General features: G+C 67.0%; 22 protein-coding genes. 11 read left to right on the forward strand and 11 right to left on the reverse strand.

Annotated elements, in window-relative coordinates; genetic code table 11:
* Window positions 1–45: 45 nt before the first annotated feature.
* The 6 genes from JF542_RS18325 to JF542_RS18350 all read right to left on the reverse strand — a co-directional run bounded on the left by JF542_RS18325 (window position 46) and on the right by JF542_RS18350 (window position 6,354).
* Window positions 46–954, reverse strand: coding sequence for an N-carbamoyl-D-amino-acid hydrolase (locus JF542_RS18325; RefSeq protein WP_207076902.1), 909 nt, complete (start codon window positions 952–954; stop codon window positions 46–48).
* Entirely contained in the window at window positions 951–2,180 is a 1,230-nt protein-coding gene (locus JF542_RS18330) for a M20 family metallo-hydrolase (protein ID WP_207076903.1), read from the reverse strand. The genes JF542_RS18325 and JF542_RS18330 overlap by 4 nt, the downstream gene beginning before the upstream one ends.
* Window positions 2,177–3,418: a diaminopropionate ammonia-lyase gene (locus JF542_RS18335; protein ID WP_207076904.1), complete on the reverse strand. Its 1,242-nt coding sequence runs from the start codon at window positions 3,416–3,418 to the stop codon at window positions 2,177–2,179. Before JF542_RS18335 ends, JF542_RS18330 begins: the two co-directional genes overlap by 4 nt.
* A 93-nt stretch (window positions 3,419–3,511) precedes the next feature.
* Window positions 3,512–4,540, reverse strand: coding sequence for a TRAP transporter substrate-binding protein (locus tag JF542_RS18340; protein WP_007798855.1), 1,029 nt, complete (start codon window positions 4,538–4,540; stop codon window positions 3,512–3,514).
* A 33-nt stretch (window positions 4,541–4,573) separates the two neighbouring features.
* Window positions 4,574–5,857, reverse strand: a complete 1,284-nt coding sequence (locus JF542_RS18345) for a TRAP transporter large permease (protein WP_007798858.1) — start codon at window positions 5,855–5,857, stop codon at window positions 4,574–4,576.
* A 2-nt stretch (window positions 5,858–5,859) separates the two neighbouring features.
* Complete coding sequence (locus JF542_RS18350; RefSeq protein ID WP_007798860.1) at window positions 5,860–6,354, reverse strand: TRAP transporter small permease; 495 nt, start codon at window positions 6,352–6,354, stop codon at window positions 5,860–5,862.
* A gap of 154 nt (window positions 6,355–6,508) precedes the next feature.
* Between JF542_RS18350 and JF542_RS18355 the strand changes: the two genes are divergently transcribed.
* Window positions 6,509–7,366 (forward strand): MurR/RpiR family transcriptional regulator, encoded by an 858-nt coding sequence (locus JF542_RS18355; protein ID WP_207076906.1) that lies wholly within the window; start codon window positions 6,509–6,511, stop codon window positions 7,364–7,366.
* Window positions 7,367–7,445: 79 nt separating this feature from the next.
* On the forward strand, window positions 7,446–8,357 hold the full coding sequence (locus tag JF542_RS18360; protein ID WP_207076907.1) for an AEC family transporter: 912 nt from the start codon (window positions 7,446–7,448) through the stop codon (window positions 8,355–8,357).
* A gap of 8 nt (window positions 8,358–8,365) precedes the next feature.
* Here JF542_RS18360 and JF542_RS18365 read toward each other — a convergent pair whose 3' ends face one another.
* Complete coding sequence (locus tag JF542_RS18365) at window positions 8,366–9,538, reverse strand: ROK family transcriptional regulator (RefSeq protein ID WP_207076908.1); 1,173 nt, start codon at window positions 9,536–9,538, stop codon at window positions 8,366–8,368.
* A gap of 174 nt (window positions 9,539–9,712) precedes the next feature.
* On the opposite strand from JF542_RS18365, the gene JF542_RS18370 reads away from it, so the two are divergent.
* The 3 genes from JF542_RS18370 (at window position 9,713) to JF542_RS18380 (ending at window position 12,689) form a co-directional block, all read left to right on the forward strand.
* Window positions 9,713–10,735: a sugar ABC transporter substrate-binding protein gene (locus JF542_RS18370; protein ID WP_207076909.1), complete on the forward strand. Its 1,023-nt coding sequence runs from the start codon at window positions 9,713–9,715 to the stop codon at window positions 10,733–10,735.
* A 107-nt stretch (window positions 10,736–10,842) separates the two neighbouring features.
* Window positions 10,843–11,913 carry an ABC transporter permease gene (locus tag JF542_RS18375; protein ID WP_007798826.1) on the forward strand — a complete coding sequence of 357 codons (1,071 nt, stop codon included), beginning with the start codon at window positions 10,843–10,845 and terminating at the stop codon, window positions 11,911–11,913.
* On the forward strand, window positions 11,910–12,689 hold the full coding sequence (locus tag JF542_RS18380) for an ATP-binding cassette domain-containing protein (protein WP_007798825.1): 780 nt from the start codon (window positions 11,910–11,912) through the stop codon (window positions 12,687–12,689). Before JF542_RS18375 ends, JF542_RS18380 begins: the two co-directional genes overlap by 4 nt.
* An 84-nt stretch (window positions 12,690–12,773) precedes the next feature.
* On the opposite strand, the gene JF542_RS18385 is transcribed toward JF542_RS18380, so the two are convergent.
* Entirely contained in the window at window positions 12,774–14,012 is a 1,239-nt protein-coding gene (locus JF542_RS18385) for an aminopeptidase (protein ID WP_207076910.1), read from the reverse strand.
* Window positions 14,013–14,116: 104 nt separating this feature from the next.
* Entirely contained in the window at window positions 14,117–14,968 is an 852-nt protein-coding gene (locus JF542_RS18390; RefSeq protein WP_207076911.1) for a glycoside hydrolase family 25 protein, read from the reverse strand.
* A gap of 268 nt (window positions 14,969–15,236) precedes the next feature.
* Between JF542_RS18390 and fabI the strand changes: the two genes are divergently transcribed.
* Together fabI and JF542_RS18400 are read left to right on the forward strand one after the other, a co-directional pair.
* Complete coding sequence (gene fabI / locus JF542_RS18395) at window positions 15,237–16,004, forward strand: enoyl-ACP reductase FabI (protein WP_207076912.1); 768 nt, start codon at window positions 15,237–15,239, stop codon at window positions 16,002–16,004.
* A gap of 183 nt (window positions 16,005–16,187) precedes the next feature.
* On the forward strand, window positions 16,188–17,378 hold the full coding sequence (locus JF542_RS18400; protein WP_207076913.1) for an acetate/propionate family kinase: 1,191 nt from the start codon (window positions 16,188–16,190) through the stop codon (window positions 17,376–17,378).
* A gap of 43 nt (window positions 17,379–17,421) precedes the next feature.
* Here the strand turns inward: JF542_RS18400 and JF542_RS18405 are convergent, their stop codons facing one another.
* Window positions 17,422–17,634, reverse strand: a complete 213-nt coding sequence (locus JF542_RS18405) for a DUF1127 domain-containing protein (RefSeq protein WP_207076914.1) — start codon at window positions 17,632–17,634, stop codon at window positions 17,422–17,424.
* A 269-nt stretch (window positions 17,635–17,903) separates the two neighbouring features.
* On the opposite strand from JF542_RS18405, the gene JF542_RS18410 reads away from it, so the two are divergent.
* From JF542_RS18410 to JF542_RS18420, 3 genes are all read left to right on the forward strand, one after another.
* Window positions 17,904–18,479 (forward strand): heme oxygenase-like domain-containing protein, encoded by a 576-nt coding sequence (locus JF542_RS18410; RefSeq protein ID WP_007798810.1) that lies wholly within the window; start codon window positions 17,904–17,906, stop codon window positions 18,477–18,479.
* A 19-nt stretch (window positions 18,480–18,498) separates the two neighbouring features.
* Window positions 18,499–21,078, forward strand: coding sequence for an HWE histidine kinase domain-containing protein (locus JF542_RS18415; protein ID WP_207076915.1), 2,580 nt, complete (start codon window positions 18,499–18,501; stop codon window positions 21,076–21,078).
* A 90-nt stretch (window positions 21,079–21,168) separates the two neighbouring features.
* Window positions 21,169–21,786 (forward strand): PAS domain-containing protein, encoded by a 618-nt coding sequence (locus JF542_RS18420; protein ID WP_207076916.1) that lies wholly within the window; start codon window positions 21,169–21,171, stop codon window positions 21,784–21,786.
* A 3-nt stretch (window positions 21,787–21,789) separates the two neighbouring features.
* On the opposite strand, the gene JF542_RS18425 is transcribed toward JF542_RS18420, so the two are convergent.
* Window positions 21,790–22,593, reverse strand: a complete 804-nt coding sequence (locus tag JF542_RS18425) for a transporter (protein WP_207076917.1) — start codon at window positions 22,591–22,593, stop codon at window positions 21,790–21,792.
* 318 nt (window positions 22,594–22,911) lie between these two features.
* On the opposite strand from JF542_RS18425, the gene JF542_RS18430 reads away from it, so the two are divergent.
* Window positions 22,912–24,093 (forward strand): GAK system CofD-like protein, encoded by a 1,182-nt coding sequence (locus JF542_RS18430; protein ID WP_207076918.1) that lies wholly within the window; start codon window positions 22,912–22,914, stop codon window positions 24,091–24,093.
* Window positions 24,094–24,201: the final 108 nt, after the last annotated feature.

Genomic DNA, 24,201 nt, shown 5'->3' on the forward strand with positions numbered 1-24,201 from the left:
CAAGACGGCGCCGCGCATCGCTCGGATGCCCGCGGCACAAGCGCCCTATTTCGGCGCCGTGATCAGCGCGTAATCCTGTGGCTCGCGGTGCAAGGCGAAGTTGAACACGTTGGCGCGGATCTCGGTGCAGCGGTCGAGGTCGATCTCGGCGCTGATCACCTCGTCGCCCGAGGTCACGCAACGCGCCACGATCTCGCCGGTGGGCGCCACGATGACGCTGCCGCCGATCAGCTCGCTGCCCTCCTCCATGCCGGCCTTGGCAACCGCCACCGCCCAGAGCCCGTTCTGGTAGCAGCCCGCCTGCACCGACAACTCGTTGTGGAAATACTGCAGGTGATCGTGCTCGGGCGCCGGCGGGTAATGCAGCGGCGTGTTGTAGCCCAGCACCACCAGCTCTGCCCCGCCAAGTCCCAGCATGCGCCAGGTCTCGGGCCAGCGGCGATCGTTGCAGATGCACATGCCGAGCTTGCCACCGAAGGCATCAAAGACCGGGAAGCCCATGTCGCCCTTCTCGAAATAGCGTTTCTCGAGATGCTGGAACGGGCGCCATTCCTCGTTCTCGAAATGGCCCGGGAGGTGGATCTTGCGGTACTTGCCGACGATCTCGCCCCGGCCCGAAACGAGGATCGCGGTGTTGAAATGCCGCCCCTCGGGCGTCAGCTCGGCATAGCCCAGGTGGAAGCCGATCTTCAGCTCGCGGGCCAGATCGAAGAGCGGTTTGACCTCGCCGTTGGGCATCTCGGTCTCGAACCATTGGTCGATCTCGGCCGTGTCCTGCATGTACCAGCGCGGGAAGAAGGTGGTGAGCGCCAGCTCGGGGAACACCACCAGCGCGGCACCGCGCGCATGGGCGCTGCGCATCATGGCGCACATTCGCGACACTGCCGAGGCGCGCGGCTCGTCCCTTGCGATCGGTCCCATCTGCGCTGCCGCGACGACAAATTTCCGGCTCATGCTCTAGCTCCTGCCAGCGTGCAGACGAGATCGAGCAGGAGCTGGGCCCCCGACGCGAGATCGTCCGGATCGCTGTGTTCCTTGATATTGTGGCTCAGCCCGTTCTCGGAGGGCACGAAGATCATCGCCGTGGGGCAGAGCGGCGCGAACATCTGTGCGTCGTGACCGGCGCCCGAGGGCATGCGTTTCACGCTCATCTGACGCGCCTGTGCCGCCGCCTCGACATTGTCGACGAGCCCCCCGTCGAAGACCACCGGCGCGAAGCGCGCCATCTCGCGGATCGAGACCGCACAGCCTGCCTCGGATGCGACCGCCTGCGCGAAGGCCGTCAGGCGCGCGGTGGCGGCCTCGAGCACGGCGCCGTCGGTGTTGCGCAGATCGACCGTCAGTCGCGCGGTCTCGGGCACCACGTTGACGAGCCCCGGCGACAGCTCGAACACGCCCACGGTGGCGACCTGCGGCGGGCCGTTCCCGGCGGCGATGGCATCGGCCTCGCGGGCGATGCGCATGGCGACCTGGCCTGCGTCGCGGCGCAGCGCCATCGGGGTGGTGCCGGCGTGATTGGTCTGACCGGTGACGGTGAACTCGGTCCAGTGGATGCCCTGCACGCCGGTGACCGCGCCGATGCGGACGCCCTCCTGTTCGAGCACCGGCCCCTGCTCGATATGCAGCTCGAGATAGGCCGCCGGGATCACCGGCGCGTCGCCGCCGCGATAGCCGATGCGGTCGAGCTCCTCGCCCACCACACCCATGCCATCGGTGGCGGTGACGGCGAGCATCTCGCCCTGATCGAGCGCGCCGCAATAGACGCCAGAGCCCATCATGTCGGGGGCAAAGCGCGCGCCCTCTTCGTTGGTGAAGGCGGCAACGGCGATGGGCGCCTCGGTGGCAGTGCCACGGTCGTTCAGCGTCTCGACCATCTCGAGCCCGGCCAGCACGCCGAGCGCGCCGTCATAGAGCCCGCCGGTGGCGACGGAGTCGATATGCGAGCCGACCATCACCGGGGCACCCGCGCCCTGCCCGGCGCGGATGCCCCAGATATTGCCGATGGCATCGATATGTACGGCCATCCCCAGCCGCTCCATCTCGGCCACCAGCCAATCGCGCCCCGCTTTGTCGGCGTCGGTGAGTGCAAGCCGGCACACGCCGCCGCCCTCGAGCGCTCCGATCTGTCCGAGCGTCGTCAGCCGCCTAAGCAGGCGCGCGCCGTCGATCTCGGGCGTCATGCGGCCTCCCCGCGGACCTCGGCGGCGCTCATGCCCACAAGCTCCTCGTAAAGGGCCGCGTCGGTGTCGCCCTCGGTGCCGAAGATCAGCACACGCGAAGACGCGTCGAGCCCCAGCGCCGCGCGCGCCTCTTCGTCGCCCATCGCGGCGGCAAGGCCCGCGAGGCCCGCGACGGCGGATTCCCCCGCCACGATCGCCGGATCGCCGCCCTCGGGATGGGCCAGCCGCTTCATCTCGGCCACCGCCGAGGCATCGGTCAGAGCCATCACCGCGTCGCCGTGATCGCGCAGGATCTCCCAGGCCAGCGCCGAGACCTCGCCGCAGGCCAGCCCCGCCATCAGCGTGTCGAGATCGCCCTCGACCGCCGTGGGCGTGCCCGCGCGCATGGTCTCGAGCCAGCAGGCCGACTGATCGGGATCACAGAGCACGATGGTCGGCCGCGCCGCGCCGTAGCGGCGCACCGCCTGCGCCGCCACTGCCGCGGCCATGCCGCCGACGCCGGTCTGCAGGAACACGTGGGTGGGCGGCTCGGAGAGCGCATCATAGGCCTCGGCCGCCATCACCTCGTAGCCCTGCATCACGTCCTTGGGGATCTCCATGTAACCCTCGTAGGAGGTGTCGGAGACCACGAACCAGCCCTCTCGGGTGGCGGTCTCCTGCGCCTCGCGCACGCTGTCGTCGTAATTGCCCGCACAGCGGCGCACCTCGGCGCCATAGGCCTCGATGGCGGCCTTGCGCCCCTCCGAGACCGTGGCATGGATGAAGATCACGCAGGCGCAGCCGAAATTCTGCGCCCCCCACGCGACCGAGCGGCCATGGTTGCCGTCGGTGGCGCAGCAAACCGTGATCTTGGCGGCCTCGTCCGGGTGGGCGACCTGCGTCACCTCGGCCATCGAGACCTCGCGGCCCAGCGCCTCACCGATTTTGCGGGCCAGCAGCCGCGCCACTGCGTAGGCCCCGCCCAGCGCCTTGAAGCTGCCAAGGCCGAAGCGCGTGGCCTCGTCCTTGTAGCGCAGCTCTGCCACGCCGAGCCTTGCCGCCAGCGCCGGCAGCGCGTGCAGCTTGGTCTCGGCGTGGCCGGGCCATCCCGATATCGTCTCACGCGCCAGCGCAAGCCCCGCGTCGGACAGGATCGCATCCTGCTCCGCCGTCCAGGGTTTGTCATGCTCCGCGAGTGGGTTAAGGCACAAAGTGAAAGCGGCATCGGTGCCTGCGCCGCGCGTGAGATCGGGTGTCATCGGTGGTCCTTGGGGTCTTTCATGTCATCCTCAGGATGCGCGTTTCTGCCGGGACGCGAAAGGGACAGCACGCCCCGGCAGAGGGTTTGTCGATCAGAAGTCGGTCTTCTCCTCCTCGATCGACGACAGCATGGCCTCGAGCATCGCGGTGCCCTCGGCGCCGTAATTTTCCTCGATCAGCGCGCGCACGGCGGGCTGGGCGGCCTCGGCGAACTTGGCCTGCTCCTCGGGGGTGACGACGTTCACCTCCATCTTGGCGGCGAGCGCCGGCAGGCCCTTCTCGGAAGCCTCGATCACCCGGCTCATCGAGCGGCCCGCGTCGGTGGCGACATCGGCAGCCCATTTCACCAAGTACTGATCCTCTTCCGACAGCGAGCCAAGGAACTCGGCGTTCATCGTCCAGATGTAGGGGGTGATCAGGTGGTTGGTGATCGAGAGATACTGCTGCACCTCGTCGAACTTGGCGAAGGCGATGATCGGCACCGGGTTCATCTGGCCGTCGGCGACGCCGGTCTGCAGCGCGGTGTAGACCTCGGCCCAGGGCAGCGGGGTCGGCTGGCCGCCCAGCGACGAGATCATCGCCTCGTGGGTCGGCAGCGTCATGGTGCGGATCTTGAGCCCGTCCATGTCCTCGACCGAGGCGATCGGGCGGACGCTGTCGGTGAAGGCGAAGAAACCGCCGCTATCGAGCAGACCCAGCACCTCGAGCCCAGTCTTCTCCTCAAGGTCGGCGACGAAGGCCTCGCCGAAGCTGCTGTCAGTGTCGATCACCTTGGAGGCGACGCCGATATTCGGGAAGGCGAAGGGAATGTCGAACACGCCGACCAGCGGGTAATGCTGCGCCATGCCGCCCGAGGACGAGATGGTCGATTCAACGAGGCCCGAGCGCACCTGCTCGATCACTTCGTTGTCCTTGCCGAGCTGACCGTTGGGGAACAGCTGCACCTCGATGCGGCCATTCGAGTTCGACTCAACGAGGCTTTTGAACACCGCGCCCATGGCGCCGGAATGCGAGGCAAACGGATCCTCGGGGTTCAGGTGCGCGAGGCGGATGGTGACGTCCTGCGCCATGGCGCCGGTCGCCATGAGCGCCGCGATGGCGGTGGTTGCAAGAAACTTCATGTGTTGGCTCCCTTGGTTGGAAATCGCGCGGGTTCAGAGCCCGAGCAGTCTTGGTATGAAAAGCGTGAGGTCGGACCAGTAGGCGACGACCAGAAGGATGGTCACTTCGGCAAGGATGAACGGCCAGAGCTCGCGGGTGATCGCCTCGACCTTCTCGCCGGTGACCGAGGCCAGCACGAAGAGGCAGGCGCCCACCGGGGGTGTCATCAGCGAGATGTTGAGCGCGAGGATGATCATGATGCCCGCATGCACCGGCTCCATCCCGATCTGCACCGTGAGCGGCGCCAGCACCGGGGCGAGAATGATCAGCGTGGCGTTGATGTCCATCACCAGCCCGATGACCAGCAGCAGCAGCAGGATCAGGCCGATGATCACCATCGGGTTGTCGGAGATGCTGAGCATGCCCTCGGCGATGGCCTGCGGGATGCGGTTGAAGGTCATCCACCAGCCAAGGATCGAGGCTGAGGCGATGATCAGGAAGATCACCCCGGTGATCCGCGTGGTGCGCACCGCGACCTCGTAGAGATCGCGCCAGCTCAGCGCCCGGTAGACCAGCCCGCCGACCACGAGCGCGTAGGCCACGGCGATGGCCGCCGCCTCGGTGGGGGTGGCGAATCCGCCCAAGATGGCCCCGAGGATGAAGACCGGAAGCAGCGCGGCGAGAAAGCCCTCCTTGAGCGCGGCGCCCACGAGCCTCAGGCTCGGACGCCCTTCGCCCTTGGGCAGGCCCTTGCGGCGCGCGGTGAGCGCGATCACGGTCATGCAGATGGCGCAGATCAGCAGCCCCGGGAGGATGCCGGCGGCAAACAGCCCGGCGATCGAGACGCCCATGATCGAGCCGTAGATGATCGCCAGCGTCGAGGGCGGGATGGTCGGTCCGATGATCGAGCCGGCGGCCGTCACCGCGCAGGCATAGGGCCGCGAGTAGCCCCCCTTGACCATCGCCGGCACCAGCGTGTTGCCGAAAGCGGCGCTGTCGGCGGTGGCCGAGCCGGTGAGGCCCGCGAACATCACGCTGGCCACCATGTTGGAATGGGCCATGCCGCCGCGCATCCAGCCGACCAGCGCGTCGGCCAGCCGCACCAGCCCCATGGTGATCCCCGAGCGATTCATGATCTCGCCGGCGAGGATGAAGAACGGCATGGCGAGGAAGGGAAACAGGTCGAGCCCGGCAAACATCCGGTCCGGCACCATCTGCATGAAGCGCGGCCCCATATCGATGATGCCCACCACGCCTGCGACGCCGATGGCAAAGCCCACCGGCAGGCCGAAGGCGAGAAGCCCGAAAAACGCGACCGCGACCATCAACGCACCCATGCTCAGATCTCCTCGTCCATCGGGGGAAGGCTCGCGCCGGTGCTCTTCGGCGCGCGCTCGGCAAAGGCATCGTGAATGCCCACCAGAAGCAGTTGCAGGCAGGCCATCAGGGCCGCCAGAGGCACCCCCATGAACGGCCAGCCCTTGGGGATCTGGTAGATCATCGTGAGCCGCGAGAAGCCCTTCACCGCGAAACCGATGCCGTAGAAGAACAGCGCTGCGAAGAAAGCGAAGGCGATCACGTCGAAGGCGATGGCCAGCCAGCGCCGCACCGGCGCCGGCAGGCGCGAGAAGATGAATTCGACGCCGATATGCTCGCGGTGCGCGATGCCGGAGGACACAGCCAGCAGCGCCATCCAGATCATCAGGTAACGCGCCAGCTCTTCGGTGAAGGTGAGCGGCAGCGGGATCACGTAGCGCACCAGCACGCCAAGCCAGACGTCGAGCACCAGCAGCACCAGAAGCGCCACGCAGACACGCTCCACGAGCCAGTTCACCCGCAGGCTCAGATTCCTCGCCCTGGCTGAAATTTGCGACACGCTGCCCCCGACTCGTTTGCGTTGCGACCTCCCAATCGAAAATCCTCTTTCTTATTTCTGACAATAGTGAAAAACTATTTTCATATCCAAAACCCGTGAGACGCCCATCGCAATGCCTACGAAGACAGCAGACGCCGGCTCGGCCCCGATCTCCCGCCGCGTGCACGAGGCCTATGGCAGCCTGCCGGACGGGGAACGCCGCATCGCCGACGTCCTGCTCGGCAATCCCGGCGAGCTTGCGATGCTGACGGCGACCGAGCTGGCGGCGGCGGCCGGGGTCTCGAACGCCACGGTGAGCCGGTTCTTCCGGCGGCTGGGCTACGAGAGCTTCGAACAGGCGAAGCGGCAGGCGCGACGCCTGCGCGAGACCGGCTCGCCGCTCTATACCGGCAGCGCCACGCCCGCGAGCAAGCGCATCTCGGACCTGCTCCAGAGCGAGGTCACAGTGCTGGAAAGCACCCTCACCCGGCTCAACCCGGTCACCCTGCGCGAGATCGTCGAGGCCATGGCCACCGCCCCGCGCATCCGCACGCTGGGCTATCGCAACAGCCATTTCCTCGCACAATACGTCACCGCCCAGCTCGGCCAGATCCGCCGCGCCGTCTCGCCGCTGCTGCTGCCGGGCCAGACCCAGGCCGAGGGCATCGCGCTGTTGGACAAGGGCGACCTGGCGGTGGTGATCGGCCTGCGCCGGCGACCCGCAGGCTTCACCTCGGTGGTGCAGGAGATCTCAAGGCGCGGCGCACGCATCCTGCTGATCACCGACAAGACCATCCGCGAGGCACCGGCCCACGCCACCTGGACCATCGATTGCCAGGTCGAGACGGCGCAGTATTCCGATGCGTATTCCGGCGCGCTGGCGGTGTTGCGCCTGCTCGCGGTCGAGACCCGGCGGGCGCTTGGCGAGGCCGGGCAGACCTACCTCGAAGAGGTCGAGGCGCTCCGCGAGCGGCTGCAGGAGCTCGAGTAGCCGCCCGCCACTGGTCTCGCGCGCACCGCTCCTGTAGAGGCGAAGCACCAAACGCCTCAACCGCGACGGGATTTCCGCCTTGCTCCTCCTCACGATCTGGCCGCTCTTCGCTTTGATCTGCCTTGGGTTCCTGCTCGCACGGGCGGGCTTTCCCGACCGGGCCTTCTGGCCCGCCGCAGAGCGGATAAACTATTTCGTGCTGTTCCCGGCACTGCTCGTGGCCAACCTCGTCGATGCGCCGGTGCGTGACCCGGCGATCCTGCGGCTTGGCGGCGCGATGGTGGCCACGACCTGCATTGCGGCGCTGGTGATGACCCTCCTGCGCAACACCGTGATGAAGGCCCCCGCGGCCCGCTTCGGCCCGGCGCTTCAGGGCGTGGTGCGCTTCAACACCTATCTCGGCCTTGCCATCACCGCGAGCCTTGCTGGCACCGAGGGGCTTGAGCGCGCGGCGGTGCTGCTGGCCGTGGGGGTGCCGCTGGTCAACGTGCTCTCGATCATCGCGCTCTCGGAGGCCAGCGTTCTGCGCCACCCGCTGCCGCTCTTGAAGACCATGGCCCGGAATCCGCTGATCCTGGGCTGCGTCGTGGGCATCGCGCTGGCGCTGGCAGGGACCGGCCTGCCCTTCGGCTCAAAGCGGGTGCTGGAGTTTCTCGCGCAGGCCAGCCTGCCGCTGGGCCTGCTCTGCGTCGGCGCGGCACTTCAGCCCAAGGCGATCCGAAGCGACGTGGCGGCGCTGGCGGGCCCCTCGCTGCTGCGGCTCATGGCGATGCCGGCGCTCGGCGCGGGGGTCGCCATGATCTTCGGGCTGGACGGGGTCGAGGCGCTGGTGCTGGTGGTGTTCATGGCGATCCCCACCGCCCCCACCGCCTACGTGCTGACCCGACAGCTTGGCGGCGACGGCACGCTCATGGCGGGGCTCGTGACGCTGCAGACGCTGGCGGCGGTGCTCACAATCCCCTTGATGCTCTGGCTGCTCGGGTTCGCCTGAGGCGCCCCCTACTGGAAGAAGTACTGCGCGTAGATCGGCGCACAGCCGGCGCCCAGTGCCCGTGCATTCGCGCCGACCAGCGCCGCCTCGGGGCGTGGCGGCACCATGCCCCGCGTGTCGAGTTTTTCGAGCTCCTCGCGGGTGCGTTCGACCAGCCGGTGGCGTACGTCCGCCGGGAACGCACCGTCGATCAGGATGGCCTCGAAATCCATCACCGAGCCGATCGAGCGCGTGGCATGGGCCAGCGCCTTCCCGGTGGCATCGATCCATTCGCTCAGCATCGGCTCGTAGTCGCGCCAGTCCTGCGGCATCTCCCACATCGCCGCCGCGTCGCCGCCGGCCTCCACGATGGCCGCCTCGAGCAGGTAGAGCGAGGCCGCGTCAATCAACTGTACTTCGCCGCCCTCCGGCCCCGGCACCCGCAGCGAGCCGAAGGCACCGGCATTGTGATGCGCGCCCGCCGCGACGCCGGAGTTCAGCACCACCCCTCCGCCGATGAACGATCCGATGAAGACATGGGCGTAATCGGTGAACTCGCGCCCCCGCCCGAAGATGTGCTCGGCCCGGCAGGCAGCGGTGCCATCGTTCTCGACGAAAAGCGGCAGCGGGCTGATCCGCCCCACCTCCTCGACGAAATCGATGTCACGCCAGACGGTGAAATCCTGCGGTGCGCCCAGCACCTCGGTCCAGCTCCAGATCTCGGAGGGTGCAGCGATGCCGATGCCGCAGAGGCGCTCGCGCTGGTAAGGCGTGAGCCCCGCGCCGAGCCGCTGCATCTCGCGGTCGAGATAGCCGAAGATCAGGTCGGGCATCGGGTAGCGATAGGTCATCTGCGACGCGTCGAGCACCTCGCCCATGATGTTCATCACCACCAGATCCGCCGAGCGCCGCCCGATCTTCAGCCCGAAGGTCAGCGCCGCGTCGGGATCGAGCGCCATTGGCACCGAGGGCTTTCCCACCCTGCCACGCTGCGGCTCACCGCGCAGCAGGAACCCCTCGGCCTCGAGCTTGCGCAGGATGTTCGAGACGGTCTGCGCCGAAAGGCCCGTGTGCTTGGCGAGGTCGCTTCCGGGCAGTGCACCGTTGCGCTGGATCATCGAAAGGATCAGCCGCTCGTTGTGCGCGCGCACGCCCGTCAGGTTGGCCCCGTTGCTGAGCCTGTGGATCTCGCTCCCATCCATGTCCTGTCCTCCTGCCATGCCGAAATCTACGCTCGGCAGGTTAATAAATCAATTCGAATTATTTATTGACCGGATCCCGGAATCGCTGTTATCCCTAACGCCAATCCGTCGGAGGGCGGAGAGTTCAGCGGTGCCAAGCGACATCGGCGCCGCTTCGGGAGGAGGACCGACTAGATGAAGACCACCATGAAATTGCTGTCGATCAGCGCCCTCGCGCTTGCCGCATCCACGCTTGGCGCGGCTGCGCAGGAGGTCAGCGCGTGCCTGATCACCAAGACCGACACCAACCCGTTCTTCGTGAAGATGCGCGAAGGCGCCGAGGCCAAGGCCGAAGAGCTCGGCATCTCGCTAAACAGCTATGCCGGCAAGGTCGACGGCGACAACGAAACGCAGGTGGCGGCGGTCGAGACCTGCATCGCCAACGGCGCCAGCGGTATCCTGATCACGCCGTCCAGCACCTCGGCCATCGTGCCGGTGATCGAGCAGGCGCGTGACGCGGGCATCCTGGTGATCGCGCTCGACACACCCCTCGACCCGATCGAGGCGGCGGACATGACCTTTGCCACCGACAACTACAAGGCCGGCGTGCTGATCGGCCAGTGGGCCGCGGCCAAGCTTGGCGATGGCGCCGCCGATGCACGCGTCGGCTTCCTCGATCTCGACGTGTCGCAGCCCACCGTGGGCGTGCTGCGCGACCAGGGCTTCATGGAAGGCTTCGGCATCGACATCAAGGACCCCAACCAGTGGGGCGACGAGGACGACCCGCGCATCGCGGGCCATGACGTGACCCAAGGCAACGAGGAAGGCGGCCGCAAGGCGATGGAGAACCTGCTGGCATCGGATCCGATGATCAACGTGGTCTACACCATCAACGAGCCCGCTGCCGCCGGCGCCTACGAGGCGCTCAAGGCCATCGGGCGCGAGAACGACGTGCTCATCGTCTCGGTCGATGGCGGCTGCCCGGGTGTGCAGAACATCGCCGACGGCGTGATCGGCGCAACCTCGCAGCAATACCCGCTGCTGATGGCCTCCAAGGGCATCGAGGCGATCGCCGCCTATGCCAAGGACGGCACCAAGCCCGAAGCCACCGAGGGCAAGGACTTCTTCGATACCGGCGTCGCGCTGGTGACCGACCAGCCCGCCGACGGCGTGGAGTCGATCTCGGTCGAAGAGGGCCTGAACCTCTGCTGGGGCTGAACCGCCCCGAACGGCCGGCCCTCTCCCCCGACTGAGGGCCGGCCCCCTTCCCCTTCAACTGCCAAACGCGGGCGCGCGAGATGCGCCCGCCACCGGAGGATGGCACCATGGCGAACACCGACAGTTACGAAGACGTGGTGAAGACCCGAGGCGAAGAGAAATTCGCCGAGTTCGAGACCACCCACAAAGGTCTCATGGGCCGCTTCCACGATGCGCTGCACAGCACGCCCGCGCTGGTGCCGCTGATCGTGCTGATCTCGGCGCTGGTGGTCTTCGGCATCGTGCTGGGCTCGAAGTTCTTCTCGCCCTTCGCGCTGACGCTGATCCTGCAGCAAGTGCAGATCGTCGGCGTGCTGGCCGCGGCGCAGGCGCTGATCATCCTGACCGCCGGCATCGACCTCTCGGTCGGCGCCGTGGCGGTCCTGTGCTCGGTGATCATGGGCCAGGTGACTTTTCGCTACGGCATCCCCGCCCCGCTCGCAATCCCCATCGGCCTTGCCTGCGGCACCGCCATCGGCGCGATGAACGGCTGGCTTGTGAGCAAGGTCAAGCTGCCGCCCTTCATCGTCACGCTCGGCATGTGGCAGATCGTGCTGGCGGTGAACTACCTCTATTCCCGCAACGAGACCCTGCGCTCGCAAGAGATCGAGGAGCTCGCCCCGGCACTGCAATTCCTCGGCACCAAGTTCACCATCGGCGGCGCGGTGATCACGCTGGGCGTGGTGGTGATGCTCGGCACCGTGCTGATCCTTGCCTATGCGCTGCGCTCCACCGCCTGGGGCCGCCACGTCTATGCCGTGGGCGACGACCCGGAGGCCGCGCAGCTCGCCGGTGTCGACCGCCACAAGACGCTGATGTCGGTCTACATGCTGGTGGGCTTCATCTGCGGCCTCGCCGGCTGGGTGATGATCGGACGCTTCGGCTCGGTCTCGCCTTCCGCCACCACGGGCGTCATCGGCAACATCCAGGCGATCACCGCCGTGGTGATCGGGGGCATCTCGCTCTTCGGCGGGCGCGGCTCGATCCTCGGCGCCTTCTTCGGCGCGCTGATCGTCGGCGTGTTCGAGCTCGGCCTGCGCATGGCCGGGGCCGACCCGCAATGGACCTACCTCCTTATCGGTGTGCTGATCATCGCCGCCGTGACCGTCGACCAGTGGATCAGAAAGGTGACCGCATGACCCAGCCTGTTCTCCAAGCCCGCGGACTCGTGAAGCGCTATGGCCGCGTGACCGCCCTCGACCACTGCGACTTCGAGTTGATGCCGGGAGAGATCCTCGCGGTGATCGGCGACAACGGCGCCGGCAAGTCGACCCTGATCAAGGCACTGTCGGGGGCCATCATTCCCGACGCCGGCGAGATCAAGCTCGATGGCAAGCCGGTCGCCTTCCAGAGCCCCAACGACGCCCGCGGCTACGGCATCGAGACGGTCTACCAGACGCTCGCCATGTCCCCCGCCCTGTCGATTGCCGACAACATGTTCATGGGGCGCGAGATCCGCATGGACGGCATCATGGGCAAGCTCTTCCGCAAGCTCGACAAGAAGGCGATGGAGGAGTTCTCGCGCCAGAAGCTGGCCGAGCTGGGTCTGATGACGATCCAGAACATCCACCAGCCGGTCGAGACGCTCTCGGGCGGTCAGCGTCAGGGCGTGGCCGTGGCCCGCGCCGCCGCCTTCGGCTCCAAGGTGGTGATCCTCGACGAGCCCACCGCAGCGCTCGGCGTGAAGGAAAGCCGCCGGGTGCTCGACCTGATCCAGGAGGTGCGCTCGCGCGGAATCCCGATCATCCTGATCTCGCACAACATGCCGCATGTGTTCGAGGTTGCTGACCGGGTGCACATCCACCGCCTCGGCAAGCGCCTCTGCGTCATCGACCCGAAGAACCACACCATGTCCGACGCGGTGGCCTACATGACCGGCGCCGCCGTGCCCGAAGACGCGCTGGAGCCGGCCTGACGCCTCCCGGAGCCCGCTCCGGCACGGGACGGCCCCGGTGCTCTCCAGCACCGGGGCCGTTTTTCCTAGTCTCGCAAGATGAGGTCAGGCCCACTCGCCGCCGCGGAACACCGGCACGCGGGTGCCGTCGGGCGTGATACCGTCGATGTCGGTATCTGCGCCACCGATCATCCAGTCGACATGGATCAGGCTGGCATTGCCGCCCTTCTCGGCCACCTCTTCCGCCGACAGGCTGGCGCCGTCGAGGAAGCACTTGGAATAGCACTGGCCGAGCGCAATGTGGCAGGCGGCGTTCTCGTCGAAGAGGGTGTTGTAGAACAGCAGCCCCGACTGCGAGATCGGCGAACTGTGCGGCACCAGCGCCACCTCGCCCAGCCGTGCCGCACCCTCGTCGGTAGCAATCAGCTCGCGCAGGATGTCGCCACCCTTTTCGGCCTTGGCCTCGATGATGCGGCCATCCTTGAAGGTCACCTCGATGCCGTCGATCAGGCTGCCCTGATGCGACAGCGGCTTGGTCGAGCGCACGGTGCCGTCGACGCGGTGCGCGTGCGGCGTGGTGAACACCTCCTCGGTGGGAATGTTCGGATTGCAGACCACGCCGTTCTGTGCCTCGGACGCACCGCCATGCCACTCGTGATCATCGGCGAGGCCCACGGTCAGGTCGGTGCCCGGGCTCTTGAAATGCAGCGCCGAGAAGCGCTGTTCGTTCAGCCACTCGGTGCGGGTGCGCAGCGTCGCATTGTGCTCGGCCCAGGCGGCCACGGGATCGTCGCGGTCGACGCGCGAGGCGGCAAAGATCGCCTCGGCCAGCTTGGCCTGCGCCTCGGACGGGGCGAGATCGGGGAACATGCGCTGCGCCCATGCCTGCCCCGGCCAGGCGCAGATCGACCAGTTGATTTCGAAATTGGCGATCTTCTCGAGCGCCGGCTTGTAGGCGGCGGAGTTCGCCTTGCCCGCGCGCGAGACCTTGGCGGCGTCCTGCTCGGCCAGCAGCATCGGGTCTTCGCCAACGATGGCCATGCGCGCGGCGCCGCGCTTGAAGGCCTCGGCCATGCCCTCGTAGAGCCAGCCTGCGGCGGTGTCGAAGCTCTCATCGCCGGCCTTGCCATAGCGCGCCAGAGACACGCCCGGATCGGCGAAGATCGGCGTCACGAGGCTGGCGCCGGCCTCGTAGGCGGCGGCGGCCACGGCGCGCACCAGCGGCGCCGCGTCGATCGGTGCTGTCAGCACCAGCTCCTGCCCCGGCTGAAGGTTGAGGCCGGTGCGCACCGCCACATCCGCAAGACGCTGCACTAGGGTCGGGTCGATGGGGCTGTCGGTCATGAGGCGTCCTCGCTCTGTCAGTGGATTGCCGACAGAGGTATCACCTGCATCCCCGCGGGCAAGCGCGAAGCGCCTGACGTGGCGCCCCGCCCTCCCCCGGATCGTCAGCCCTGACTGCGCTGCGACAGCCAGACCTGCCAGGCCTGCCGGCTGCCACCAAAGGCGTTGAGATCCACCGGGCTACCCACCCCGGGCACCAGCCCGGTGCCGGAATACTGCCAGAAGCTCCAGCGCTCGTTCGGGTAGCGCTCGTTCGGGTGCGCCTTGACCGAGCGCAGCCAGAACTCCACCCCGCGCAGCGATCCCAGATCGTTGCGCTCATAGAAGTCCGGCGTCGTGTAGATCAGCGGCGCGGTGCCGTAATGGCGCGCGACGATGCGGCTGAACTCACGGATCGAAGCCCGCACCTCCGCCGCCGGCGGGCGCAGCGTGCAGGTCGGCGAGAGGTGGTTCCACTCCATGTCGAGGATCGGGGGCAGATCGCCCCGCACCTTCGGCACGTTTTCGATGAACCACGCCGCCTGCTCATGCGCCGGGCGGCAGAAATAGTAGAAGTGATACGCCCCCACCGGCACGCCCGCGCGGCGCGCCTCGGCGGCGTTCTCGGCAAAGGCCGGATCGACCATGTCGCCGCCCTCGGTGGCCTTGAGCCAGGCGAAGCTGATGCCGGCCTGCCGCGCCTCACGGAAATCGATGCGCCCCTGGTAGCGCGCCGCGTCGAGCCCGTGCACCGGGTAGCTCGCCGGGCTGCGCGCGCCCCAGGCGTGCGGCTTGGTGTCGCCGAAGCGCACCGGGATGCCCTCGGCCCGGTTGGCCCGGATCGACATCTGGCTGACGCCGGAGGTGGCGAAATCCTGCGATGACGGGGGCGCGCTGCCGCAGGCGGCAAGCGCCGCTGCTGCTGCGAGGAAGAGGGCCGCGGCGGTGACGCGACCCGCGAAGGGTTTGTCGTTCATGATGCCTGTATCCTGCCTGCACTGTCCTGCTCGTTATGCGGGAATCATAGCGCGGAACCGGCTTTCACGCATCAGTTACCAAGGCCACTGCCGATCACGATTTCCCCGAAGCGCTTCGGACATGGGCCCACGTTCACGACACGCTGAAATTGTCGCCGCCACGGCGCGAATTGCCGCAGCGCAGCGAAATCCGCCTTTTTGTCATTGCTTTGATACCGACAGCACGCACAGCTTGCGGCAGAGTGGCAGGCGCATCTGGAGACGTAACATGTTATTTTCACTAGAAGGACAGAAGGCGCTCATCGTCGGCATCGCCAACGAGCATTCCATCGCCTGGGGCTGCGCCAAGGCTTTGCGCGAACAGGGCGCCGATCTCGCGATCACCTATCTCAACGCCAAGGCCGAGCCGCATGTGCGCCCCCTTGCCGAGGAGCTGGGCGCCGAGATCATCCTGCCGCTCGACGTGAGCCAGCCCGGCCAGCTCGAGGCGGTGTTCGACGAGATCACCGCCCGCTGGGGCCGGCTCGACACGCTGCTGCACTCCATCGCCTTCGCGCCGCGCGACGACCTGCATGGCCGCGTCGTCGACTGCTCGGCCGAGGGCTTCACCATGGCGATGGATGTTTCGGTGCATTCCTTCCTGCGCATGATCCGGCTGGCCGAGCCGTTGATGCACGAGGGCGGCACCTGCCTCACCGTGTCGTTCTTCGGCTCGGTGCGGGTGGTGAAGGATTACAACATGATGGGGCCGGTGAAGGCGGCGCTGGAAAGCGCCGTGCGCTACACTGCCGCCGAGCTCGGCGAGAAGGGCATCTCGGTGCACGCGCTCTCTCCCGGCCCGCTCAAGACCCGCGCCGCCAGCGGCATCAGCCATTTCGACGAGATGCTCAACGCCGCCGCCGCGCGCGCTCCGATGCACGTGCTGGCGAGCATCGAGGACGTGGGCGGCATGGCGGCCTTCCTCGCCTCACCTCAGGCCCGCAACCTGACCGGCGGCGTGCACGAGATCGATGGCGGATACTCGATCATTGCCTGAGCAACCAAGCCCTGCGGCGACAGATGAGCAACGGCGGCTAAGGCATGGCAGCCTCTCAAAAAACGGGGTGGTCGCCACATCCCCGACGGATAAGATGCCGGTAACGCTGGGCGCCCGCGGCGAGATCTCTGCGCCATGCCGGCCCCTGACGCCCCCGGACCAGACAGAAAGGCGCCCGCTGCCATGACCAAGACCCCCGTCGCCCTGACGCTGAACGCGGGCTCGTCCTCGCTCAAGTTCGCCCTCTACGACATCTCCGGCGCGCCGGTGGAACTGGCCTCGGGGCTGGTGGACTCGATCGGCTCCACGCCTCGGCTGAAGGCCGATTTCGGCGCCGCCGCCCCGTCCCTCAAGCGTGACCTGACCGCCGCCGAGGCGCGCGATCATGTCAGCGCCCTCAACACCGCGCTCAGCGAGCTGCGACAGAAATTTCCCAACGCCAAGGCCTCCGTGGTCGGCCACCGCGTGGTGCATGGCGGCCCGGTCTATGCCGAGCCGGTTGAGATCACCGCCGAAGTTCTCGAGGAGCTGCGCCGCTTCTCTCCCTTCGCGCCGATCCACCAGCCGCACAACCTCGCGGGCGTCGAGGCCGCCATGGCCGCCTTCCCCGACGCGCTGCAGGTGGCCTGCTTCGACACCGCCTTCCACCGCAGCCACCCCAAGGTGAACGACGTCTTCGCCCTGCCGCGCGAGTATTACGACAAGGGCGTGCGGCGCTACGGCTTCCACGGGCTGAGCTATGATTACATCTCGGGCGAGCTGAAGCGGCTGGCGCCCCTGGTGCATGACGGGCGGGTGATCGTGGCGCATCTGGGCAACGGCGCCTCGATGTGCGGCATGATCGGCGGGCATTCCATCGCCTCGACCATGGGCTTCACCGCCCTCGACGGGCTTCCGATGGGCACCAGAACGGGCCAGATCGACCCGGGCGTGATCTTCTATCTGGTGCAGCAGGAGGGCAAGAGCATCGACGAGGTGCGCCAGCTCTTCTACTCGAAATCCGGTCTTTTGGGGCTGTCTGGCCTGTCGAACGACATGCGCACGCTCGAGGCCGCGGGCACCGTCGAGGCCAACGAGGCGATCGACTATTTCGTCTTCCGCATCCGTCGTGAGCTGGGCGGACTGGCCGCCGCGCTCGGCGGGCTCGACGCGCTGGTCTTCTGCGGCGGCATCGGAGAGAATTCGCGGCTGATCCGCGAGCGGGTCTGCGAGGGAATGGGTTGGATCGGGCTGGAGCTGGACCGCGAGCGCAACGCCCGCAACGGCACCCTGATCTCCACCGAAATGAGCCGGGCGCGGATCCTCGTGGTGCCCACCAATGAGGAGCTGGTCATCGCTCGGGCCGGCAAGCGGCTGCTGGAAAGCGCCGCCTGAGCCTGCGGGAACGGAGCGCGCCGCTCTGGCGCCTCCGCACCGCTCAGACCGCGCGGGCGGCGGCGCGGGCGATTTCGGGGATCTGCGAGCGGGTCAGGTTGATATCGGCAAGCTCGCGGTCGCTATAGGTGGCAAGCTCGTCATGGATGCGGGCATATTCGTTGCGGCGCGCGTTCCAGTGCCTCACCGCGGCGACGGCGTTGTGGAACTGGGCGGCAAGCCCGTCATGTACGGAATGTTCGGTCACATGAGCCATGTGTCTGTCCTTTCGGTCCGAAATGTCTGGATGCGGCGTGGCGGGCTCGCAACGGAGCAGCGCATCGCCTTGGTGCCCCTCATATCGGGGCGCAAGGACAACAGAACAATGTACAGATACGAAACCCCGACATGCAGAACGCTCATGCCGGCTTGGTAGAAACTCGGCAGAGCAGGAATTCACAAGTCGTTAATCTTTTTCGGGAACCTATCGGTCTTCCTTGCGTTTAAAGCACTTGGGACGACAGGTATCTTGAAGGCAACCAGAACTTGACCACGACAGCTCCGAGCGCAGAGCGTCTTGCCGACTGCGCGCCGACCTTCCGCCATGCCATTCGGCGGGACACGAAATCCGAGCACGACGCGCTCGAAGCGCAGTTCGCGCCCTTCATGACCGCGCCCGAACGCCACCTGTCCTGGTTCCTCGCCACCCAATACGCCGCCCTCGGCGCACTGCTGGCGAGCCGCCCGGTGGAGGCCGAGCGGATGCTGTCCGGGCTCTTGCTGACCGAGCTTGTCGGCCGGCTGCGCTTCGACCTCGAGAACCGCGGCGTGATCGCACCCGCGATCAAGAGCGCGGACGAAAGCCTTGATGGCGTGGCCATCGACTACCTTGTGCTGGGCTCGCGGCTGGGGACCGAAACCATGCGCCGCCGGCTCTTCGCAGACCACCAGCGCGAGGCGATCCCGCAGTATTTCCTTATCGGCACGATGCCGGAGCTCTGGCAGCGCCACTGCGCCGAGCTCAACAACATTGACGTGGGCTCCGACCGCGCCGCAACGGTCGTTCAAGACACCAAGGCAGGCTTCGCGATCTTTGCACGCGCGGCCCTTACCCAGGCATGAAGACGAAAGACCCGATCATATGACGACAACGCCGCCGTTCCCTGCCCCGCAGCGGACCGTGGATCTCACCGATTGCGACCGCGAGCCCATCCATCAGCTTGGACGGGTGCAGTCCTATGGTGCTTTGCTGGCGCTGTCGACGGACTGGATCGTGCAGCATGCATCGGAGAACCTGGAAGCGATCCTCGGCATACCCGCCGAGGCGGCGCTCGGCCGCCCGCTGCACGAGCTGATCGTGTCGGACGGCTTCGACCGCATCCGCCAGAACCTGCGCGTGGTCGAGCTTCAGGATGGCGTGCTGCGGCTGTTCAACGTGACGATGCAGGCCAGCGGCAAGGCCTTCGACGTTTCGGTCCACGGCTCGGGCCGCCACCTGATCATCGAGTTCGAACCCAAGGTCGCCACCCGCGGCCGCGACATGCTGGCCGAGGTCTATCCGCAGATCTCTGCGCTCAGCCGAAACCGCGACCTGCGCTCGCTGACTCGCGCCGCGGCGCGCGGCCTGCAGGGGCTCTGTGGCTTCGACAGCGTCATGGTCTACCAGTTCCAGCCCGACCAGTCGGGCAAGGTGGTGGCAGAGGTGCGCAAGGACGGGCAGTCGAAATATGACGGGCTGATGTTTCCCGCCTCCGATATCCCGGTGCAGGCCCGTGCGCTCTACAAGCGCGCTCTGCTGCGGCTGATCTCGGACGTGAACGATCCCGGCAGCCCGATCCTGCCGGGCACCACCCTCGACGGCCAGCCGCTCGACCTGTCGCTGGCGGTGACGCGCTCGGTCTCGCCGATCCATATCGAGTACCTGAAGAACATGGGGGTCGAGGCCTCGATGTCGGTCTCGATCATGAAGGATGGCGAGCTCTGGGGCCTCTTCGCCTGCCACCATCACAGCCCGCGCTACATCGAGTACGAGCGCCGCACCGCGCTCGAGATGTTCGCGCACATGTTCTCCTACGAGCTGTCGCGCTTCGAGGACCAGCAGCGCAAGAAGGTCGAGGACGAGACCAGCCGCCTGCAAACCCTCCTGATGGGCCACATGGCTGATGGCAGACAGGTCGCCGATGGCCTGCTGTCGATCTCCGAGGACATCGCATCTGTGATCCCCCATGACGGGGTCGTGCTGTTCGAGAACGACGCGTTCCACGCCACCGGCACCGTGCCCAGCGAGGAAGAGTTTCGCGGCATCGCCCGCTTCCTCGACCGTTCGATCGGCGCCGGCGTGTTCCACACCGACCATATCGGCCGCTATCTCGAGTCCGCGCGCGACTACCCGCAACGCGCCGCCGGGCTGATGGCGATCCCGATCTCAAAGCGCCCGCGCGACTACCTCGTGCTGTTCCGCAAGCAGATCCAGGAAACCGTTGCCTGGGCGGGCGATCCCACCAAGCCGGTGAACGTCGGCCCCAATGGTCACCGCCTCACCCCGCGCCAGAGCTTCGAGACCTGGCGCGAGACGGTCGAGGGCCGCAGCCAGCCCTGGTCGCTGGAGCAGGAACACGCGGCGAACAAGCTGCGCACCATCCTGCTCGAAGTCTATCTCAAGGTGCTCGACGCCTCCGAGACCGAGCGCAAGCGCGCGCAGGAGCAACAGCAGCTGCTGATCTCGGAGTTGAACCACCGGGTGCGCAACATCCTCAACCTGATGCGCGGGCTGCTGTCGCAGTCGCGCGCCTCGTCGGACACGCTCGAGGGCTTCACCGCCAATCTCGACGGCCGCATCCAATCGCTGGCCCGCGCCCATGATCAGCTCACCTCGGAACAGTGGGAGCCAACCTCGCTCAAGAGCCTGATCCAGTGCGAGTTCGCCGCCTATGCCTCGGACAAATCGGCGCGCGTGCAGATCACCGGACCCGACGCGATGATCGCCCCCAACGCCTACACGACGATGGCGTTGGTGCTGCACGAGATGGCCACCAACTCGATCAAGTACGGCGCGCTCTGCGACCAGAGCGGCACCGTCGAGGTGCAGCTCACCGAGGACAGCAGCGGCGGGTTGCTGATCGACTGGGCCGAGCGCGGCGGCCCGCCGGTGACCCCGCCCAAGCGGCGCGGCTTCGGCACCACCATCATCGAGGGCTCGATCCCGCATGAACTCAGGGGTGATGCCGAGGTGTCCTACAAGGTCACCGGGCTCGAGGCGCATTTCCGCCTGCCGCCGACGGTGATCTCGCAGGTCGTGGCCGAGCACGGCACAACCGCGGCGCCGCCCCCTGCCCGCGCGGCCGAAACCGTCGGCGCGCTCCGGCTCTCGGGTCAGGGCATGGTGCTCGAAGACTCTCTGATCATCGCGATGGATGCGGCCGCCTCGCTCGAGGATCTCGGCGCCTCCAAGGTCGAGATCCTCTCGTCGGTGCCCGAGGCGCTGCGTTGGCTCGACCACAACGCGGTCGACTTCGCGATCCTCGACGTCAATCTGGGCGAGGAGCAATCGCTGCCAGTGGCTCGCCGCCTGCACGAGACCGGCGTGCCTTTCGTGCTCGCCACCGGCTACGGCTCGGCCGAGGAACTGGTCGCCACCTACCCGCCCTGCACCATCGTGCAGAAGCCGTTCACCTCGACCTCGCTAGAGGAGGCGCTGCGGCAAGCCATGAGCGGCGCCTGAAATCTTCCAGCAAGACCAAATTGTTATTCGGCAGAGCCGTCAAAATCGCCTATACTCGCACGCGTCAAAGTTGTGTCGAGGAGCGTCCGGATGATTCTCAGTGCTGAACAGGTGAGCTTGCAAGCCCTCGCGCTGATGCAGGGCCATCTGGCGGAACGCTCGGCCGTCTGCGCCAAGGTCATCGACCGCGACGGAAAGGTCGTCGGCATCAACCGTCGCGGACTCGAGATGCTAGGCGTCGAGAGCGGGGATATCTGCGGCAAGGTCTGGGTCGACTTCTGGGAGGGGCGCGAGGCCGTCAAGGCGCAGGACGCGCTTGCGGCGGCTTTCGATGGGCGCCCGAGCGCCTTCACCGGCGACTTCTTCGGCTCCGGGGCGCGCACCGTCTGGGAGATCGAGATCCTGCCGCTCGAGCGTGGTGAAGACGGCGTCCGCTCGGTTCTCGCCCTGTCGGTCGATGTTACCGAACGCGCCGAACAAGAGCGCGAGAGCGACCAGACGGGCCTTCTCGAGTCGCTGAACGAGACCCTGCACGCGATGGCCAATATCGCCACCGTCAGCCAGTCGAGCTCGCGCATGTTGCCGCGCGCCAAGGACGACAAGCTGATTGCCGATATCGCCGCCGAACTGGCTCAGGCGGCGCGCAAGGCTCAAGATGCGATGTCAGAACTGCGCGCGGCGCTCACCGGCGCGCGCCCCGAACGCTGATCGTTACTTCGGATACATGAAGGTGACGGTGAACCGCGCCCCCCAGCCATCGGGCCCGTTCTCGGGCGAGTCGGCCCAGTAGCGCACACCTGCGCCGATGCTGACCGGCGTGTCGCCGATGGTCGTGACCTTCGCGACGTTGAAGTTGATCGGCACCGAGGCTTGTTCGCTGATCCAGTCATAGCTCAGCTCGGAATTGAGCGTCGCCGACCAGCCTCCGCTGAACCCGTAGGTCGCGAACGGCTGGAAGAAGGTGGTGTCGATATCGGTGCCATCATCTTCGCCGCCGACATCCCAGATGTGGTTGATCAGGCTGCCGAACGTCCACGGGCCGGCTTGCTTCAGGGCAACCGCGGTCAAGCCCGCACCGAATTGGTCGGCGCTGAACTCCTCCGAACCGGTGGGCAGCAGGAAGACCGGACCGACGCCCCAGATCAACCCGCCGGCGGTCGGTTCCTTGGGCGAGAAGAAGAAGCTCTGGACGATGTCGCCATAGCCTTTCTGCGTCGAGCCCGGGACGACATCGGTCTGGCTGATGGCAGGGATGATGGTCCGCGACACAAGGTTCCAGTCATCCGTGAGCGAGATCGGGATCACCGGCTGGATGTTCAGCGTGTAGCGGCTGCCCTCGCCATCGGCGCCATAGCCTTCGTCGTAATTGAGCTGGAACGGCAGGCTGTAGAGGTTGGCAATCGGGTTGGCGAGCTGACGGGCCAGTTCGTCGGCGTCCTGCGCGGCAACCGCGGCAGGCATCAGGGCAGCGGCGGCGGCACTGGCGGAGAGGAATTTGGAAACGGTCTGTTGCATGGTCTCACCCTCGGAATGCGCGAGTCGGCACCGGCATCGGTGCTTCAACAATGGAATAAGCCTACGCCCGAAACACGATCCTAAGAAGGTGACGGATCCTCGCGCCATGCGAAGCGGTGCAAAATTATCCCGCTTTGGTTGTGACTTCGCAAAGCACCGAGCCTGTGTCCAGTCGCCTCGCCGCGCCCTGCCCGGGCTTTCCCTCTCGTCTCGCGGCCGCTCTCCCGAACGTCCCGCATCAGAGACCGTTGGCGGTGGGTGACAGGGCCCGACTGCTGGCGTATTGAAAGACGCGGACGACGGGCAAGGACAGCGACGATGACAGCGATACGGATCGAGCGCGAGATCACGCTGCCCGACGATCTCCGCGTTGCCCGGGCGCGCAGCGCGCCGCATCTCGGGCCGCGCCTGCTGTTCTTCAGCGGCGGCAGCGCGCTCAATGGGATCTCGCGGCAGCTCAAGCGCTATACCTTCAACTCGGTCCACCTGATCACGCCCTTCGACAGCGGCGGCAGCAGCCAGGTCCTGCGCGAAGCCTTCGGTATGCCGGCAGTGGGCGACCTGCGCAGCCGGCTGATGGCGCTGGCCGACGAAACCGTGCTGGGCCAGCCCGACATCTACGCGCTGTTCAACCATCGGCTGCCGTCCGATGCCCCGCAGGCGGCGCTGCGCGCCGAGGTGGACGAAATGGTCGCGGGCAGGCACCCGCTGATTTCCGCCATCTCTCAGCCGATGCGCAAGCTCATCCGCACCACCCTGCGCGCCTTTGCCGAGGCCGTGCCAGAGGGCTTCGACTATCGCCACGCCAGCATCGGCAACCTGATCCTTGCGGGGGGCTACCTGCGCAACGAGCGCGCGCTCGAGCCGGTGCTGTTCCTGATGTCCAAGATGGTCGACGTGCGCGGCACCGTGCGCGCAGCGGTCGATGCCAACCTGCAGCTCGGCGCCGAACTCGCGGACGGGCGGCGCGTGATCGGCCAGCGCGCGATCAGCGGCAAGGAGGTTGCGCCGCTCGACAGCCCGATCCGGCGCTGTTTCCTGAGCGACGGCGCGCAGGAGCTTGCCCCGTCCGAGGTGACGCTGCCGAAGCGCAACCGTAAGCTCATCGGTCAGGCAGAGTTGATCTGCTACCCTCCGGGCAGCCTCTATTCCAGCGTCATCGCCAACCTGCTGCCCGCTGGCACCGGCACCGCCATCGCCGCACGGAATGTGCCCAAGGTCTACCTGCCGAGCCTTGGCCGCGACCCGGAAGCGCTTGGCCACGGGCTCGCCGATCAGGTGGCGGCGCTTCTGGCCCCGCTGCGGGCCGATGCCGGCGAGACGCTGAAGCCGGCACGCTTCCTCACCCACGTGATCTGCGACAGCGCGGTGCCCAAGAGCGACTGCGCCGCGGTGACGGAGCGCTTCGGCATCCCCTGCATCCGCCTGCCCCTGCGCCGCTCGGACGACAAGAAATATGACGCGCAGCGCGTGGCCGAAGTTCTGGTCTCGCTCGACTGAGCCACCGGGCAAGACGTGACAAGAAAATTCTGCGAATTTTCTTGGGCCCCGCCCAGTGCCCGGTTTTTCACCCACGTCCGGGCGCAAGAGCCGTTTTCCGGCGCCATG

Origin of the sequence: Salipiger bermudensis, assembly GCF_017309175.1 — a bacterium.
GTDB classification, from domain to species: Bacteria; Pseudomonadota; Alphaproteobacteria; order Rhodobacterales; family Rhodobacteraceae; genus Salipiger; species Salipiger bermudensis.

Coding starts and splice junctions, on each gene's coding strand:
- JF542_RS18405 (WP_207076914.1), bottom strand. CDS start 17,634: ATGGCTCATGTGACCGAACATTCCGTACATGACGGGCTTGCCGCCCAG.
- fabI (WP_207076912.1), top strand. CDS start 15,237: ATGTTATTTTCACTAGAAGGACAGAAGGCGCTCATCGTCGGCATCGCC.
- JF542_RS18370 (WP_207076909.1), top strand. CDS start 9,713: ATGAAGACCACCATGAAATTGCTGTCGATCAGCGCCCTCGCGCTTGCC.
- JF542_RS18345 (WP_007798858.1), bottom strand. CDS start 5,857: ATGGGTGCGTTGATGGTCGCGGTCGCGTTTTTCGGGCTTCTCGCCTTC.
- JF542_RS18400 (WP_207076913.1), top strand. CDS start 16,188: ATGACCAAGACCCCCGTCGCCCTGACGCTGAACGCGGGCTCGTCCTCG.
- JF542_RS18425 (WP_207076917.1), bottom strand. CDS start 22,593: ATGCAACAGACCGTTTCCAAATTCCTCTCCGCCAGTGCCGCCGCCGCT.
- JF542_RS18375 (WP_007798826.1), top strand. CDS start 10,843: ATGGCGAACACCGACAGTTACGAAGACGTGGTGAAGACCCGAGGCGAA.
- JF542_RS18385 (WP_207076910.1), bottom strand. CDS start 14,012: ATGACCGACAGCCCCATCGACCCGACCCTAGTGCAGCGTCTTGCGGAT.
- JF542_RS18325 (WP_207076902.1), bottom strand. CDS start 954: ATGAGCCGGAAATTTGTCGTCGCGGCAGCGCAGATGGGACCGATCGCA.
- JF542_RS18420 (WP_207076916.1), top strand. CDS start 21,169: ATGATTCTCAGTGCTGAACAGGTGAGCTTGCAAGCCCTCGCGCTGATG.
- JF542_RS18430 (WP_207076918.1), top strand. CDS start 22,912: ATGACAGCGATACGGATCGAGCGCGAGATCACGCTGCCCGACGATCTC.
- JF542_RS18390 (WP_207076911.1), bottom strand. CDS start 14,968: ATGAACGACAAACCCTTCGCGGGTCGCGTCACCGCCGCGGCCCTCTTC.
- JF542_RS18355 (WP_207076906.1), top strand. CDS start 6,509: ATGCCTACGAAGACAGCAGACGCCGGCTCGGCCCCGATCTCCCGCCGC.
- JF542_RS18330 (WP_207076903.1), bottom strand. CDS start 2,180: ATGACGCCCGAGATCGACGGCGCGCGCCTGCTTAGGCGGCTGACGACG.
- JF542_RS18365 (WP_207076908.1), bottom strand. CDS start 9,538: ATGGATGGGAGCGAGATCCACAGGCTCAGCAACGGGGCCAACCTGACG.
- JF542_RS18380 (WP_007798825.1), top strand. CDS start 11,910: ATGACCCAGCCTGTTCTCCAAGCCCGCGGACTCGTGAAGCGCTATGGC.
- JF542_RS18335 (WP_207076904.1), bottom strand. CDS start 3,418: ATGACACCCGATCTCACGCGCGGCGCAGGCACCGATGCCGCTTTCACT.
- JF542_RS18415 (WP_207076915.1), top strand. CDS start 18,499: ATGACGACAACGCCGCCGTTCCCTGCCCCGCAGCGGACCGTGGATCTC.
- JF542_RS18340 (WP_007798855.1), bottom strand. CDS start 4,540: ATGAAGTTTCTTGCAACCACCGCCATCGCGGCGCTCATGGCGACCGGC.